General features: G+C 66.4%; 16 protein-coding genes and 1 riboswitch. Of the genes, 10 read left to right on the top strand and 6 right to left on the bottom strand.

Annotated elements, in window-relative coordinates:
• Positions 1-55 precede the first annotated feature (55 nt).
• Entirely contained in the window at positions 56-316 is a 261-nt protein-coding gene (gene rpsT, locus PGN27_RS05995) for a 30S ribosomal protein S20 (protein ID WP_335325342.1), read from the bottom strand.
• Positions 317-472: 156 nt separating this feature from the next.
• Here rpsT and PGN27_RS05990 point away from each other — a divergent pair, with 156 nt between their 5' ends.
• The 3 genes from PGN27_RS05990 to PGN27_RS05980 are packed head-to-tail and all read left to right on the top strand — an operon-like array spanning position 473 to position 3,981.
• Positions 473-2,161, top strand: a complete 1,689-nt coding sequence (locus PGN27_RS05990) for a circularly permuted type 2 ATP-grasp protein (RefSeq protein ID WP_335325341.1) — start codon at positions 473-475, stop codon at positions 2,159-2,161.
• On the top strand, positions 2,161-3,138 hold the full coding sequence (locus PGN27_RS05985; RefSeq protein WP_335325340.1) for an alpha-E domain-containing protein: 978 nt from the start codon (positions 2,161-2,163) through the stop codon (positions 3,136-3,138). The genes PGN27_RS05990 and PGN27_RS05985 overlap by 1 nt, the downstream gene beginning before the upstream one ends.
• A 3-nt stretch (positions 3,139-3,141) precedes the next feature.
• Positions 3,142-3,981, top strand: coding sequence for a transglutaminase family protein (locus PGN27_RS05980; protein ID WP_335325339.1), 840 nt, complete (start codon positions 3,142-3,144; stop codon positions 3,979-3,981).
• A 1-nt stretch (position 3,982) separates the two neighbouring features.
• Here the strand turns inward: PGN27_RS05980 and PGN27_RS05975 are convergent, their stop codons facing one another.
• Entirely contained in the window at positions 3,983-4,840 is an 858-nt protein-coding gene (locus PGN27_RS05975; RefSeq protein ID WP_335325338.1) for a ribonuclease Z, read from the bottom strand.
• Between the two features lie 87 nt (positions 4,841-4,927).
• On the opposite strand from PGN27_RS05975, the gene PGN27_RS05970 reads away from it, so the two are divergent.
• From PGN27_RS05970 to PGN27_RS05945, 6 genes are all read left to right on the top strand, one after another.
• Positions 4,928-5,356, top strand: a complete 429-nt coding sequence (locus tag PGN27_RS05970; protein ID WP_335325337.1) for a CBS domain-containing protein — start codon at positions 4,928-4,930, stop codon at positions 5,354-5,356.
• A gap of 8 nt (positions 5,357-5,364) precedes the next feature.
• On the top strand, positions 5,365-5,973 hold the full coding sequence (locus tag PGN27_RS05965) for a GNAT family N-acetyltransferase (protein WP_335325336.1): 609 nt from the start codon (positions 5,365-5,367) through the stop codon (positions 5,971-5,973).
• A riboswitch (cobalamin riboswitch) is annotated at positions 5,971-6,106 on the top strand. (Overlaps the previous gene by 3 nt.)
• Before the next feature lie 40 nt (positions 6,107-6,146).
• Positions 6,147-7,175 carry an ABC transporter substrate-binding protein gene (locus PGN27_RS05960; protein WP_335325335.1) on the top strand — a complete coding sequence of 343 codons (1,029 nt, stop codon included), beginning with the start codon at positions 6,147-6,149 and terminating at the stop codon, positions 7,173-7,175.
• Positions 7,172-8,185: an ABC transporter substrate-binding protein gene (locus tag PGN27_RS05955; RefSeq protein ID WP_335325334.1), complete on the top strand. Its 1,014-nt coding sequence runs from the start codon at positions 7,172-7,174 to the stop codon at positions 8,183-8,185. Before PGN27_RS05960 ends, PGN27_RS05955 begins: the two co-directional genes overlap by 4 nt.
• Positions 8,182-9,207: a FecCD family ABC transporter permease gene (locus PGN27_RS05950; protein WP_335325333.1), complete on the top strand. Its 1,026-nt coding sequence runs from the start codon at positions 8,182-8,184 to the stop codon at positions 9,205-9,207. Before PGN27_RS05955 ends, PGN27_RS05950 begins: the two co-directional genes overlap by 4 nt.
• Positions 9,204-9,959 (top strand): ABC transporter ATP-binding protein, encoded by a 756-nt coding sequence (locus PGN27_RS05945; RefSeq protein WP_335325332.1) that lies wholly within the window; start codon positions 9,204-9,206, stop codon positions 9,957-9,959. Before PGN27_RS05950 ends, PGN27_RS05945 begins: the two co-directional genes overlap by 4 nt.
• Here the strand turns inward: PGN27_RS05945 and PGN27_RS05940 are convergent, their stop codons facing one another.
• From PGN27_RS05940 to PGN27_RS05925, 4 genes are read right to left on the bottom strand one after another with little or no spacing between them, the layout of a single operon-like run.
• Positions 9,960-11,369: an NtaA/DmoA family FMN-dependent monooxygenase gene (locus tag PGN27_RS05940; RefSeq protein WP_335325331.1), complete on the bottom strand. Its 1,410-nt coding sequence runs from the start codon at positions 11,367-11,369 to the stop codon at positions 9,960-9,962.
• Entirely contained in the window at positions 11,366-12,289 is a 924-nt protein-coding gene (locus PGN27_RS05935; RefSeq protein ID WP_335325330.1) for a MetQ/NlpA family ABC transporter substrate-binding protein, read from the bottom strand. Before PGN27_RS05935 ends, PGN27_RS05940 begins: the two co-directional genes overlap by 4 nt.
• A 22-nt stretch (positions 12,290-12,311) precedes the next feature.
• Positions 12,312-12,995 carry a methionine ABC transporter permease gene (locus PGN27_RS05930; protein WP_335325329.1) on the bottom strand — a complete coding sequence of 228 codons (684 nt, stop codon included), beginning with the start codon at positions 12,993-12,995 and terminating at the stop codon, positions 12,312-12,314.
• The gene (locus tag PGN27_RS05925) at positions 12,992-13,993 is read right to left on the bottom strand and encodes a methionine ABC transporter ATP-binding protein (protein WP_335325328.1); all 1,002 of its coding nucleotides are present in this window, start codon (positions 13,991-13,993) and stop codon (positions 12,992-12,994) included. The genes PGN27_RS05930 and PGN27_RS05925 overlap by 4 nt, the downstream gene beginning before the upstream one ends.
• 232 nt (positions 13,994-14,225) lie before the next feature.
• Here PGN27_RS05925 and PGN27_RS05920 point away from each other — a divergent pair, with 232 nt between their 5' ends.
• The gene (locus PGN27_RS05920; RefSeq protein WP_335325327.1) at positions 14,226-15,320 is read left to right on the top strand and encodes an LLM class flavin-dependent oxidoreductase; all 1,095 of its coding nucleotides are present in this window, start codon (positions 14,226-14,228) and stop codon (positions 15,318-15,320) included.
• The last annotated feature ends 30 nt before the right edge of the window (positions 15,321-15,350 follow it).

Raw genomic sequence — 15,350 nt, 5'->3', positions numbered from 1 at the left:
ACGCAAAAACCCGCGCGTGACGCCTGAGCATCGACGCGCGGGTCGGCAGAGATTGTCAGAGCTTGTTGACGGCCAGCGTCAGCGCCGACTTCTTGTTGGCGGCCTGGTTCTTGTGGATGACACCCTTGCTGGCTGCCTTGTCCAGCTGACGGTTGGTCGACACCAGCAGCTCGCCCGCCTTGTCCTTCTCGCCGGCCTCGATGGCCTCACGGAGACCGCGGACAGCCGTACGCAGCGACGACTTGACCGACTGGTTGCGCAGACGACGGCGCTCGTTGGTCTTGATGCGCTTTTCCTGCGACTTGATGTTGGCCACGCGTGTAGTTCCTTCTCACCGTCGGTGTGATTACTAAGTATTTGGCGCCCGGCGCAGCAACGCAGGCTGGGCAGCAGTGGTTCAGGTTACCAGCGGGTGGACCAATCCCCCAAAAGCAGCCGGACCAGCCTGCCGAAACGGCCGACTTACGGCAGCATGTGCACGGTGAGCCTACGAACCCTGCCCAACGAGACCGTACGCCCGCCACGTTCGACCTCGCGATCGAAAAAACAGCAGGTGGGGATCTTCGACGGTTATACCGAGTTCGCCGGTTACGGCGCGGCCTTCGATGAGATGTTCGACGGCTCCGGCAACGTCCGGCCGCCCTACAAGGGAATCTTCGCTGAACTCTCGCCGTCGGATGCCGGCGAGTTGGAGGCCCGCACCGAAGCGCTGGGGCGTGCCTTCATCGACCAGGGCATCACCTTCTCGTTGTCCGGACAGGAGCGGCCCTTCCCGCTGGATCTGGTTCCGCGGGTCATCTCGGCGGCCGAATGGACACGATTGGAAAAGGGCATCGCCCAGCGGGTCAAGGCGCTGGAGCTCTATCTGGACGATATCTACGGCGAGCAGGAGATCCTGCGCGACGGGGTGATCCCGCGGCGGCTGATCACCTCGTGTGAGCACTTCCATCGCGAGGCGGTCGGCATCGTCCCGCCCAACGGCGTGCGTATCCATGTCGCCGGGATCGACCTGGTCCGCGATGCCCAGGGCACCTTCCGCGTCCTCGAGGACAACCTGCGTTCTCCGTCGGGGGTGTCCTACGTGATGGAAAACCGCCGGACCATGGCGCGGGTGTTCCCCAACCTGTTCGCCTCGCACCGGGTGCGGGCGGTCGGCGACTACTCGTCGCATCTGCTGCGCGCGCTGCGTAAGGCGGCGGCCACCAACGAGGCCGATCCGACCGTCGTCGTGCTCACCCCCGGGGTGTACAACTCCGCCTACTTCGAGCACTCGCTGCTGGCCCGTCAGATGGGTGTCGAGCTGGTCGAGGGTCGTGACCTGTTCTGCCGCGACAACACCGTCTACATGCGCACCACCGAGGGTGAGCGGCAGGTCGATGTCATCTATCGCCGTATCGACGACGACTTCCTGGACCCCATGCAGTTCAAACCGGACTCGGTGCTCGGTGTGGCCGGCGTGCTGAACGCCGCGCGCGCAGGCAACGTGGTCATCTCCAGTGCCGTCGGCAACGGCGTGGGCGATGACAAGCTCGTCTACACCTACGTGCCGACCATCATCGAGTACTACCTCGGCGAGAAGCCGCTGCTGGCCAATGTGGACACCTTCCGCTGCTGGCTGGACGAGGAGCGCGAGGAGGTGCTCGAACGGGTCGACGAACTGGTGATCAAGCCGGTGGAGGGCTCCGGTGGGTACGGCATCGTGTTCGGACCGGATGCCTCACCCAAGGAACTCGCCACGATCTCGAAGAAGATCCGCGCCGACCCGCGCGGCTGGATTGCCCAACCCGTCGTGCAGTTGTCGACGGTGCCGACCAAGATCGGCGACAAACTCGCCCCCCGGCACGTCGACCTGCGACCGTTCGCGGTCAACGACGGTGACGAGGTGTGGGTGCTGCCCGGCGGACTGACCCGGGTGGCGCTGCCCGAGGGATCGCTGGTGGTGAATTCGAGCCAGGGCGGTGGTTCCAAGGACACCTGGGTGTTGGCCTCGCGTACCTCCGGTGCGGATCGCGAGTTGGCGGCCGCCGAACTGGTCCCGGCCGCCAAGACCAAATCCGCCAAAGTGCCGCGCGCGGAACAAGTCGCCGAACTGACCTCGCAGCAACAACAGCAGAACCAGCAACAGCAACAGGCGCGCGGCGACGTGCACGGGAGGCGATGATGCTGGCACGCAATGCCGAATCGCTCTACTGGATCGGGCGGTACGTCGAACGTGCCGATGACACGGCGAGGATCCTCGACGTGGCGGTGCACCAACTACTCGAAGATTCCAGTGTCGATCCCGATCAGGCCTCGCGAGTCCTGTTGCAGGCGTTGGGAATAGAGTCACCGGACCGGGAGCTCGACGTGTGGTCGCTCACCGATCTGGTCGCATTCAGCCGCGACACTTACGGTGGCAACTCGATCGTCGACTCCATCTCGGCGGCCAGGGAGAACGCGCGCGGCGCGCGCGAGGTGACCTCGACGGAGATGTGGGAGTGCCTCAACACCACCTACAACGCGTTGGCCGAGCGCGAGCGCGCCGCCCGTCGCCTGGGACCCCATGAGTTCCTCGGTTATGTCGAGGGTCGGGCGGCGATGTTCGCCGGTCTTGCCGATTCGACGCTCTCCCGCGACGACGGCTATCGGTTCATGGTGTTGGGCCGTGCCATCGAACGCGTCGATATGACCGTGCGACTGCTGCTTTCGCGCGTCGGCGACAGTGCGTCGTCACCGGCCTGGGTGACGGTGCTGCGCTCGGCGGGTGCCCACGACACCTATCTGCGCACCTACCGCGGCGTGCTCGACGCCGGGCGCGTCGTCGAGTTCCTGCTGCTGGACCGGCTGTTCCCGCGGTCGGTGTTCTATTCACTGCGGTTGGCCGAGCACAGTCTCGAGGAGCTGCAGAACGGCGTCCACAACCGCATCGGTTCCACCGGTGAGGCGCAACGTCTGCTGGGACGGGCACGCAGTGAACTGGAGTTCCTGCAGCCCGGTCTGCTGCTGGAGTCGTTGGCCGACCACCTCGCGGGTCTGCAGAAGACCTGCGCCGATGTCAGTGAGGCGTTGGCGGTGCAGTACTTCCACTCCGCTCCGTGGGTCGCCTGGACCGATGCGGGTAAGCACGGCGCGGTCGTCATCGAAGAAGGGGAGATCTGACAGATGTGGCGGATGCGCGTGGTCCACGCGACCGGATACGCCTACAAGTCACCGGTCACGGCGTCGTTCAACGAAGCCCGGTTGACCCCCCGATCGGATTCCCGGCAGAACGTCATCCTCAACAGGGTGGAGACCGTCCCGGCGACCCGGTCCTACCGTTATGTCGATTACTGGGGTACCGCGGTGACCTCGTTCGACCTGCACGCCCCGCACACCGAATTGGAGGTCACCTCGTCCTCGGTGGTCGAGACCGAGGTCGGTGAGATGCCCGAAGAGGCGGTCAGTTGGGAGGATCTGCGGGCAGAGGCGGTCATCGACAAGTTCGACGAACTGCTCAGCCCGACCGATTACACCCCGGCCAGCAAGCGTATCCACCGGGTCGGGCAGCGGATAGCCAAGGAATACGAACCGCAGGATGCCGTGGTGGCCGCCGCGAACTGGGTGCACAGCGAACTCGACTACGTCCCGGGGACCACCGGTGTGCACTCATCGGGTCTGGATGCCCTGCGCGAGGGTAAAGGGGTGTGCCAGGACTTTGCGCACCTGACATTGATCCTGTTGCGCAGCATGGGGATTCCGGCCCGCTACGTGTCGGGCTATCTGCACCCCAAACGCAAGGCGGTGGTGGGGGACACCATCGACGGGCAGAGCCATGCCTGGGTGCAGGCCTGGACCGGCGGGTGGTGGAATTACGACCCGACCAACGACACCGATATCAATGAGCAGTACATCACCGTGGGGGTGGGCCGTGATTACGCCGATGTGGCGCCGCTGAAGGGGATCTACTCCGGGGAGGGCTCCACGGATCTGGACGTGGTGGTGGAGATCACCCGGCTGGCCTGATTCAGGAGGTGGCAGTGCACACGCCCGGGTGTACCTGCACCCGGTGCAGATCGTTGCCGAGTTCGATCTGGCGGTCGAACGTGGTGGCGGCCAGCGCCCGCCACTGATCCTCGGTGCCCGGTGCCATGGCGGGCACGTAATGGGTCAGGATAAGGATGCCGACCCCGGCCCGCGCGGCGGTATCGGCGGCCTGTTCCACGGTGGAGTGATAGTCGCAGATGTCGCGGACCCGTTGCAGGGGCACCGCATCGATCAGATCGCGACGAATCGCGGTGTGTACCAGTGCACCCGCTCCGGAGGTCAGCGCGTCCAGGGTGGCGCACGGCACGGTATCGCCGGCGAGCACCACCGAGGCGCCGCTGTGATCGACGCGGAAGGCGATGGTCGGCGCGACCGGCCGGTGGTCGGTGGGCGCGACGCGCACCTGGACGCCGGCCTGATCCCACACCGTCCCGTCGGTGTACTCGTGCACCTGGACACGGGGCGGTTCGGTCAGGTCGGCGTGGTGTTCCAGTCGGTAGGAGATGTCATGGCCGAACGCGGCCAGCATCGCCTCGACCACGTCGGCGGTGCCAGGGGGCCCGATGATGGGCAGCGGCGCGGGGTCGGGACTGAACGTACCGATCCACCGGGTGATCAGGACATCGCCCAGATCGGCGATATGGTCGCTGTGCAGGTGGGTCAGCAACAACGCGGTGAGCTGCGGTGCGCCGGAGCCTGCTGCGGCCAGTCTCTGCAGTACCCCACGGCCACAGTCGACCAGGAATGTCTGGTCGCCCGCGCGGATCAGGGTGGACGGGCCTGCCCGGTCCGGGTCGGGAATAGGACTGCCGGTTCCCACGAGCGTCACCTCGATCATCGCCCACATATACCGCCGCAATCGTCCACACGGGGGCGATCCGACGTAGCCTGGGTGTGGCGGAGGTCACATATTGTGGGAGGTGGCATGCGGATAGCCGACGTACTGCGGAACAAGGGGTCGTCGGTGGCCACGATCACCCCCGAGACACCGGTGGCCGATCTGCTCGCGGGCCTTGTCGGTCGCAATATCGGCGCGATGGTGGTCGTGGGTCAGGACGGGCCGGTCGGCATCGTCTCCGAGCGCGATGTGGTGCGCCGTCTGCATGATCTGGGTGCCGACCTGCTGACCAGACCGGTCGGCGAGATCATGACCACCCATCTGCTGTTCTGTGCGCCCGAGGATTCCGTCGACAGCCTGAGCGCGGCGATGACCCATCACCGGGTGCGGCACATTCCGGTGCTGAAGGACGGCCGGTTGGCCGGGATCGTGAGCATCGGCGATCTGGTCAAAAGTCGCATGCAGGAACTGGAATCCAGCACGGAGTACTTGCAGGCGTACATCACGCAGGGCTGAATGGACGGGTGCGTGACGCCCAGGTTCGACCCGCCGCCCGGTCCGATGTCGATGCCCTGTGCCGGGTGCTCGGCCGCGCGTTCTTCGACGATCCGGTGATGGCGTGGATGCTGCCCGACCCGCAGGTGCGGCGGCGCAAACTGCACAAACTGTTCGCCGGACTGACCCGCCATCACCATCTGGCCCGCGGCGGGGTGGAGGTCGCCTGCACGGAATCCGGCATCGCGGCGGCGGCGCTGTGGGATCCGCCGGGTCAGTGGCGGCACACCGCGGCCGAGGAGTTGCGCGCGGCGCCCTCGATGCTGCTGACCTTCGGTGGCGCGGTACGCCGCGGCATGCAGGTCTCGGAGTTGATGAAGCGGTCGCACCCGGACGAGCCGCACTGGTACCTCGCCGTGATCGGCAGTGATCCGTCGGTACGAGGTGGCGGCTTCGGGCACGCGCTGATGCGGTCTCGGCTGGACCGGTGCGATGCCGAGTTCGCGCCCGCGTACCTGGAGTCCAGCAACCCCGACAATATCGGCTATTACCAGCGGTTCGGGTTCGAGGTCACCGGTGAGATCACCCTCTCCGACGGTGGACCGGTCATGTACCCGATGTGGCGGAACCCGCGGTAGACCCGTCAGCGATCCCGTGCCGGTAGAGTTCGGTGCTGACCTGCAGGGGAATCCGGTGAGAATCCGGAGCTGACGCGCAGCGGTGTGAGGTACGGCCTCGAGCCCGAATGCCTGCGGTCGCGCAATCGTCGACGGCTCCGCGTTTGGGCCCTGTACCGAAGGAAGTCACCGCCGTGCGTGTCATCGTCACGCTGCTCTGTCTCGTCCTCGCCGCCACCGCATGCAGCAGAGCGGAAGCCCCGGACACCGAACCCGCTGCCGCCGCAGCCCAAGCCGGACACACCAGCTATCCGCTGACGCTGCAGAACTGCGGCGTCCAGGTCACCTTCGAACATGCGCCGCAACGCGCGGTGTCGCTGTATCAGGCCTCCACCGAGATCCTGCTCTCCCTCGGGCTGGCCGACCGGATGGTGGGCACCTCCACCTGGTTCGACCCGGTGCTGCCCGCGCTGGCCGCCGACAACGACCGGGTGCCCCGGATCGCCGACAACGACCCGAGCCTGGAGGCGGTGCTCGACCTGGAACCCGACCTCATCACCTCGGCGAGCGCCCACACGTTCACCCCGGCCGTCGTCGGTGAGCGCACCCGCCTGGCCGAACTCGGCATCCCCACCTACCAGTCGCCCTCGGTGTGCACCGACGCCATCGTCGATGGCGAGACGGTGACGCGCACCGCACCGCTGCAGATGGACACGCTGTTTCGTGAAATCACGGAATTGGCACAGATTTTCGACGTCCAGGATCGTGGCGCGGAACTGGTGAGCGAGCTCAAGAAGCGGCTGGAGAACGCGCCACGGACCGAGGTGCGCGATGCCACGGTGGCGTTCTGGTTCTCCGGGTTGCGCACCCCCTACCTGGCCGGTTGCTGCTCGGCGCCCGGGCTCTACGCCCGCGAGGTCGGCGCCACCAATGTCTTCGCCGACGCCGCCGAGGACTGGCCGGAGATCAGCTGGGAGGCGCTGGCCGACCGCGACCCCGACGTGCTGGTGCTGGCAGATCTGAGCCGCAAACGCATCGATGGAGACGCACTCGACACCAAGATCGCGTTCTTGGAGTCCAACCCCGTCACCAGAAACATGACGGCCGTTCAGCAGAAGCGCTACGTCGTGATGACGGGTTCCGAACTCGACCCGGGTATCCGCCAGATCGATGCCGTGGAGAAACTGGCCGACGGTTTCGCGACGATCGGGGAACCGAAATGATCGCGCGCGGCGTGATCGCGGCCGCCACCGTGTTGGCGCTGACCGCCTGCGGACAGTCGGCGGTCCAGGCCCGAGACGACGGCGCCGCGGCCGGTTATCCCATGACGGTCAGCAACTGTGGCCGCGATGTCGTCATTGCCGCGCCGCCCCAGCGCGCGGTCTCGCTCAATCAGGGCTCCACCGAGATCCTGTTGTCGCTCGGGCTCACCGACCGGATGGTCGGTACCGCCACCTGGACCGATCCGGTGCGGGAGAACCTCGCGGCGGCCAATGCCACGGTGCCGAAACTGGCGGAGAACAAGCCGTCGCTGGAGACCGTGCTCGACACCGAACCCGATTTCGTGTCGGCATCCTTCGCCGGCACGCTCGGGCCCGGCGGCGTTGCCGACCGCGATCAGTTCGAAAACCTCGGAGTACCGACCTATCTGGCACCCAGTGACTGTGAGGGGAAGGTGTCGGTCAACGAAGACGGTGCCCGCACCGAACCGTTCACCATGGCGGCCATCTACCGCGAGATCCGGGAGCTGGCGCGCATTTTCGACGTCACCGACCGTGGTGAGGAGCTGGTCGCCCAATTGGAGCAACGGATGCAGGCCAACCGATTACAGGTCGACGCAGATCTCGGGTACTGGTTCTCCGATATCCGTGCGCCGTACTTCGCCGGTTGCTGCGGTTCACCGGGTGTCATCACCGATGCGGTCGGAGCGCGCAACATCTTCGTCGACACCACCGAGGAGTGGCCGCAGGTCAGTTGGGAGGTCATCGCCGAACGCGATCCCGATGTCCTGGTGCTCGCGGACCTGAGCCGGCGCACCATCGACGGTGACGCGCTGGAGGCCAAGATCGCCTTCCTGGAGTCCAATCCGGTCACCTCCCGGCTGACCGCCGTGCAGCGCAAGCGCTACATCGTGGTCAACGGCGCCGACCTCAACCCGTCCATCCGCACCGTCGACGGCACCGAGAAGGTTGCCGACGGACTGCGCCGCTTCGGATACGTCGCCGAACGTTGACGCTGCGCACGCCCTCGTTGGCCGTCCTCTGGGTACTGGGACTGGCGCTGCTGGTCGCCTCGGCGGCGGTGGCCATCACCATCGGCCCCGCGGCCCTGTCCGTCCGCGATGTCTACGGCATCGTCGCCGAACATCTGGGTGCCGGCCCCTCGGGTGCGACCAGGATCCAGGACGGCATCGTGTGGCAGCTGCGGTTGCCGCGGGTGCTGTTGGCCGCCGTCTGTGGTGCGGGGCTGGCCCTGTGCGGTGCGATTCTGCAATCGCTGCTGCGCAATCCACTGGCCGACCCGTTCGTGCTCGGGGTGTCCTCGGGCGCCTCGACCGGCGCGGTGTTGATCGCGGTGCTCGGGGTCGGCGCGGGCGCGCTCACGCTCTCCGGCGGCGCCTTCGTCGGAGCGGTGCTGTCCTTCGGGGTGGTGCTGTTGTTGGCCCATGCCGCCGGCGGCGGCACCGACCGCGTGGTACTGGCCGGTGTCGCTGCCACACAACTCTTCTCGGCGCTGACATCGTTCATCGTCCTGTCATCGGCCGATGCCGAGCAGACGCGTGGCGTGCTGTTCTGGTTGCTCGGTTCGCTGGCCGGGGTGTCCTGGAATGACGTCGCGGTCTGCAGCGTGGTCGTGGGTGCCGGGCTGGTGTGCTGTCTGGCCTACGCGCGGGCGCTCGATGCCTTCGCCTTCGGTGACGATGCTGCGGCCACCCTCGGGGTGTCGGTCCGGCAGGCCCGCATCGTGCTGCTGGTGATGACCGCGCTGATCACCGCTGCGCTGGTCAGCGCCGCCGGTGCGATCGGATTCGTCGGGTTGGTCCTGCCGCACGCCGCCCGATTCGTGGTGGGGCCCGCGCACCTGCGGCTGTTGCCGACGGTGGCCATCTTCGGTGCGGTGTTCATGGTGTGGGTCGACACGTTGGCCCGCACCGTTTTCGCGCCGCAGGAGCTGCCCACCGGGGTGGTGACCGCGCTATTGGGCGTGCCCGCGTTCGCACTGATCCTGTTGCGTCGCCGCGGAGTACCGGCATGAGCCTGCGGGCGGACCGGGTCGGCTGGACACGCTCGGGCCGACTGGTGCTCGACGGTGTCACCGTGGAGCCCGTGCCGGGCAGCACCGTGGGGCTGCTCGGGCCGAACGGGTCCGGTAAGTCCTCGCTGCTGAAGCTGCTCGCCGGGGTCGACCATCCCGACGACGGCACGGTCGAACTCGATGGTCGCCCGGTATCCCGGATGTCGCGACGCTCGCTGGCCCGTCGCGTGGCGATGGTCGCCCAGCACGCCGAGACCGAGTTGCACATCACGGTGCGCGATGTGGTGCGGCTGGGCCGGATCCCGTACACCGGAATGATCGGGACGGATACCGAGGGCGCGGCGGTGGTGGACCGCGCGCTGGCGGCGACCGGACTGGCGGACATGACAGAACGCTTCTGGCACACCCTGTCCGGCGGGGAACGCCAGCGAGTCCAGATCGCCAGGGCGTTGGCTCAGGACCCCGACCACCTGCTGCTCGACGAGCCGACCAACCATCTCGACATCGCCCATCAGTTGGAGATCCTGGCGCTGGTCCGTCGGTTGGACATCACCACCGTCGTCGCGCTGCACGACCTCAATCTGGCGGCGATGTTCTGCGATCACATCGTGGTGCTGTCCGGCGGGGTGGTCGTGGCGACGGGTATTCCCGCCGAGGTACTGACCGAAGAGCTGATCGAGATGGTGTACGGGGTCCGATGCCGGGTCACCGTCGAGGACGGGCTGCCACATGTTCGGTTCGCGCCCGGCTGATCAGGCGACCGGTTGGGTCTCCCGATCAGCCAGCGAGTTGTCGGCGAAGGCGCCGCGGTAGCGCGCGGCAGGGTGACTGTCAGGCAGCCGGTCGCCCTTGCCGAGCAGCTTGTGGCGCAACGTACCCGACTTGTCCGTGCCGAGCAGGCCGCGCTCACGCAAGGTGGGGAACAGCCGGTCGGCAACCTCGCGGAACGATTGTGGAACCGTCGCGTGATAGACGTTGATTCCGTCCACGCCGGCCTCCCGCCATTCTTCCAAGCGATCCGCAATCTCCTCAGGGGTGCCCACGACCCGATTGGCGCCCTCCATCACCCAGGCCATATCGCGGATGGTGGGCTCCTCGTTGCCGGAAACCTCGGCGGCCCAGCGCTTGAAGCTCTGGATACCGGTGAACTCACCAAGCTCACTGATCGGAGTATCCAGCGGCAGACCGCCGGCGTCGATTCCGGCATCGCCGAGTGCGTGCAGCGCGATGCCTTCCAGATCGAGGTAGCGCTTGAGTTCGTCGTTGCGCCGGATCGCGTCGGCATGGGTGTCGCCGATGACGAAGGACAGGCCTTGGGCGAATGTGATATCGGACGGGTCGCGCCCGTACTGGGCTGCCAGCGAACGGGTTTCGCTGATCAGCCGGTGCGCATCCGCCGGTGTCGGGCTGCCGATGTAGACGCCCTCGGCGTTGCGGGCCGAGAATAGTTGGCCCGCGGGGGAGGAACCGGCCTGGAACAGCACCGGCGTGCGTTGCGGGGAGGGCGAGGTGAAATGCGGTCCCTCGACGCTGTACCGGGGCCCGATGTGGTTGATCTTGTGGATCTTGGCCGGGTCGGAATGCACGCTGCGCTGCTTGTCCTGCACCAGCGCGTCCTCGTCCCAGGAACCCTCCCAGAGTTTGTAGGCGACGTCGACGTACTCGTACGCCCATTCGTAGCGCTCATCGTGGGCGAGGGTGCCCTCGTGGCCGAAACTGCGGAACATGTTGGCGTTGAAGCTGGTGACGATGTTCCAGCCCAGCCTGCCTTCGGTGTAATGGTCGAGCGAGGACATCCGCCTCGCGAAATTGAACGGGTGGTCCTGGATGATCGAGCTGGTGAACACGATGCCGAGGTTGTCCGTCGCCGCCGCGAGCGCGGACGCCAGCACCGAGGGATCGTTGACCGGGATCTGGATGCCAGCCTCCACGGATTTGCGCCAGTTGCCGTTCCACGGCGCGCGCAACCCGAAGACATCGGCGAAGAACAGCAGATCGTAGCCCGCCTTGTCGACCTCGGCGGCCAGTGACGTCCAATGCCGCAGCGAATTGAACTTATGGTTCTGCGCCTCCGGTGCCCGCCACAAACCATGCAGCACATGGGATGCGGTGTTCATCACGAATGCCGAGTAATACAGCGGTTTGGTACGTCGGTCCGTCATGAGCTGGTCTCTTGTCCTGCGGAGACCGATTCACCGATCGGGCCCAGGGTGTCGCGGATGAGGGCGTTGTCGGTGGTCTGCAGGAACTCGGCGATCTTAGGGTCGGAGAAGGTGGCGATCAGCTTCTTGACGTTCGGGTCGTCGAGATGTTTGTTGCTGACGACCAGACCTCCTTCGCTACCCGCGGGCGCGGGATGGCGGTCCAGGATCTGGTCTTCGCGCAGCCCCGCGGCATACACATCGGAGATGTGCACCACCACGGCGTCGACATCGGCCAGGCTGCGGGCCAGTTGGCCGATGGGCACCTGGACGAACTCGTAGTTCTTGGGGTTGGTGGCGACATCCCCTAGCTGGGGCAGCCCCTCGACGGTGTCCTTGCCCGGCGCCAAGGTGATCTGGCCTGCCTCGGCGAGATCCAGCAGGGCGATGGCCTGGCCGGCCGGGTCGTCGCGCAGGGCGATCTTGGCGCCGGCCGGCAGTTGGTCCCAGTTGTCGTATTTGTTGGAGTAGGTGGCCTGATCCCAGGTGAATGTGGGTGCGGCCAGCGTCAATTGGAAACCGTTGGCGGCGATGGCATCGTTCAGGAACGGCTGGTGCTCGAAGAAGTTGCCGGCCACCGTTCCGGCGTCGACCGCGCGGTTGATCTCGATCAGGTTGTCGATCTGCACGGGTTTGATGGTGATGCCGTGCTCGGGTGCGATGTTCTCGCTGATATAGGCCAGTAGATTCTCGGCCGCGATATCGGTGCTCCAGGTGGCCACCTCGAGTTCGGTGCCGAAGGGTTGGTCACGATTGGCGGTCTGGCTGTAGACGATACCGCCGATGACGACGGCGACGATGCCGGCGGCCGAGGCGATCCATGGCCACCGCTTGCGCTGTCTGATCTCGATGTCTGCCGCCGGGCTGTGCTGGTCTGTCATGTGTTCCTCTGTTCTCGTCGGGTCAGCGGGTGAGTGCTTTGACCGCACGGTCGCCGGTGAACTGCACCAACTGGATGGTGAGGATCAGCGCGATCACCGTGGCGATCATGATGTTGTCGTCGAACCGGTTGTAGCCGTAGGTGATTGCGAGGTGTCCGACGCCGCCGGCGCCGATCGATCCGGCGATCGCCGAGTACTCGATCATCGCGATGGTGTTGACGGTCAGGGCGCCGGCCAGCGCAGGAAGCGCCTCGGACAGCTGCACCGACCGGATGACCTGAACGTGCGAACCGCCAGAGACCAGTCCCATGTCGGCGACATCGGTGCGAACCTCGCGCAGGGCGTTCTGGACGAGGCGGGCGAAGAAAGGTATCCCGGCGACCGTCATCGGCACGATCGCGGCAGCGATGCCGATGGTGGTGCCGACGATGAATCGGGTGATCGGGATGATCGCGGCCATCAGGATCAGGAACGGCAGTGATCTGCCGATGTTCACTATCGTGTTCAGCACGTTGAACACTCGCGGGTCCGGGAACAGCCCGAACGACGACGTGTTGTGCAGCACGATGCCTACCGGTGTCCCGATCAACACCACGAGCGTCATCGTCACCCCGACCATCACCCAGGTCTCGCCATAGGCGGGTAGGAGCAGATCGGGGACCCGTGCCCATGGGGTGCTGAAGTCCTCGGCGGCGAGCAGCTTCATGCCGCTTCCTCATCGCTGACGGCGTCGACGGCACGCACGTGCAGTCCGCGCTCCCGCAGGTGATCGGCGAAACCGGCTGGTGCGCTGGGAGAGATGGCGAGCACGGCGCGGCCCACCGCGACGCCGCGGATCGCCTCCACGCTGGCGCTGAGCACACTGACCTGTGCACCGGCCAGTCCCGGGGTGGACCTGATGGAGGTCAACCAATCGAGCGGGACATTACGGGAGGCATACGAGACCTCCCACACGTCACCGGGTGTGCGCACGGGCGCGCTGGGACGATCGGGTAACAACTCGTGTGCCAGAGCGGAATTCGGGTCGAGGATGATGTCCTCGACGGAGCCGCTCTCGATGATGCGGCCGTTGTCGATCCGGGCCACCGAGTCGGCGATCTCACGGACCACCTCCATCTCGTGGGTGATCAGGATGATCGACAGGCCGAACTCGTCGCGCAGTTCGCCGAGCAATCCAAGGATCGACTGGGTCGTGGCCGGGTCCAGCCCGGACGTGGCCTCGTCGGAGAGCAGGTTGGACGGCCCGAGCGCGAGCGCCCGGGCGATGCCGACCCGCTGCTTCTGGCCCCCGGAGAGCTGGGCCGGGTAGAACTCGCGACGATCACCGAGCCCGACCCGTTCCAGAAGTTTGTCGACGCGGGCGGCCACCGAGGCCTCGGTGGCGTGCAGGTATTGCAGTGGCAGAGCGATGTTCTGGGCCACGGTGCGGCGGCGCAGCAGCGGGGCGGTCTGGAAGATGACGCCGACACTGCGGCGGGCGGCCAGGAGTTCGGCACGGTCGAGGCGGGTGAAGTCCTTGCCGTCGACCCGCACGGTGCCGCTGGTGGGCCGTTCCAGAAAACTCACGCAGCGCGACAACGTGCTCTTTCCGGCACCGCTCGGTCCGACGACGGCCAGGATCTCACCGCTGCCGACCGATAGGGAGATATCGTCGAGGACGGTACGGTCGCCGAACCTCTTGGTCAGATTCTCGATTTCGATCACGTTGACTCTCTTGATTTATCCGCCCCGGGCCGGGCGGCACTGAGCGCTGGCACGCGTCTGCGCGAATCCGATCAAGATACGCACGGTGCCGCCGCCGCGGAACGGTAGCGATCTGATTGATTCGAAGTACGTCACAATTGTCGAAAGTGGCTGTCGCTGAGTAGATTTGTCGGATGCGACTGGAGTTCTGCCCGGTATCGATGAAGCGGAGTGTCGGAGGGGTGCCGACGTGGTGACGGTGAAGTTTCATTGGTATCTGCCCACGCACGGCGACACCACGACGATCGCCGACAACCGAGGAGATTCGGCGAGCCGTGCGCGTTCACACCTGCAGCCGACGCTGGAGAACCTGACCGCGCTGGTGCGTACCGCCGAGGATCTGGGGTTCGAGGCCGCCCTCACGCCGACGGGATCCCATTGCGAGGACTCGTGGTTGGCCACCGCGGCATTGGCCCAACACACTGAGCGGCTCAAATTCCTGGTGGCGTTCCGGCCCGGCGTGCTCTCACCGACACTGGCCGTCCAGCAGGTCAGCACCTACCAGCGCTTCACCGGAAACCGGTTGGCCCTCAACATCGTCACCGGCGGCGACGATGCCGAGATGCGCCGCTACGGCGATGCGATCGACAAGTCCGCGCGGTATCGGCGGACCGCCGAGTTCCTGACCGTGGTCCGCGGCGCATGGAGCAATCCGGAGTTCACCTTCCGCGGTGAGTTCTACGACGTGGCGAACGCCAGGACGGCCTATCCGGTGCAGCAGGTGCCCACGGTCTACTTCGGTGGCTCCTCACCCGAGGCGATCGAGGTGGCTGCCGAACATGCCGACGTCTACCTGACGTGGGGTGAGCCGCCGGATCAGGTCGCGGAGAAGATCGACCGGGTGCGCGTCGCTGCGGCGCGGCACGGACGGCAATTGCGGTTCGGCCTGCGCCTGCACACCGTCGCACGGCCCACCGAGGAGCAGGCCTGGCAGCGTGCCGACGAGCTCATCGCGGGCCTGGATCCCGACGCCGTGCGCCGTGCTCACGATCGCTACCTGTCCAGCGGCTCGGAGGGGCAGCGCCGGATGGCGGCGCTGACGACCGGCCGGCTGGCCGACGCGCGCAGCCTGGAGGTCCATCCCGGGCTGTGGGCCGGTCCGAGCCTGTTGCGCGATGGGGCGGGCACCGCGGCGATCGGCAGCTACGAGCAGGTTGCCGCGGTGTTTGCGGAGTACGCGGGGCTGGGCATCAGCGAGTTCGTGCTCTCGGGCTACCCGCAGGCCGACGAGATCCGCCATGTCGGTCACGGCGTACTGCCGCTGGTGCGCGCGGGCCTGCTGGTCTGAATCAGGACGCCTTCGCGGCAGCGAAAATCA

This window comes from Mycolicibacterium neoaurum (assembly GCF_036946495.1).
Lineage (GTDB): Bacteria > Actinomycetota > Actinomycetes > Mycobacteriales > Mycobacteriaceae > Mycobacterium > Mycobacterium neoaurum_B.
This window is presented reverse-complemented; position numbering and strand designations above follow the sequence as displayed.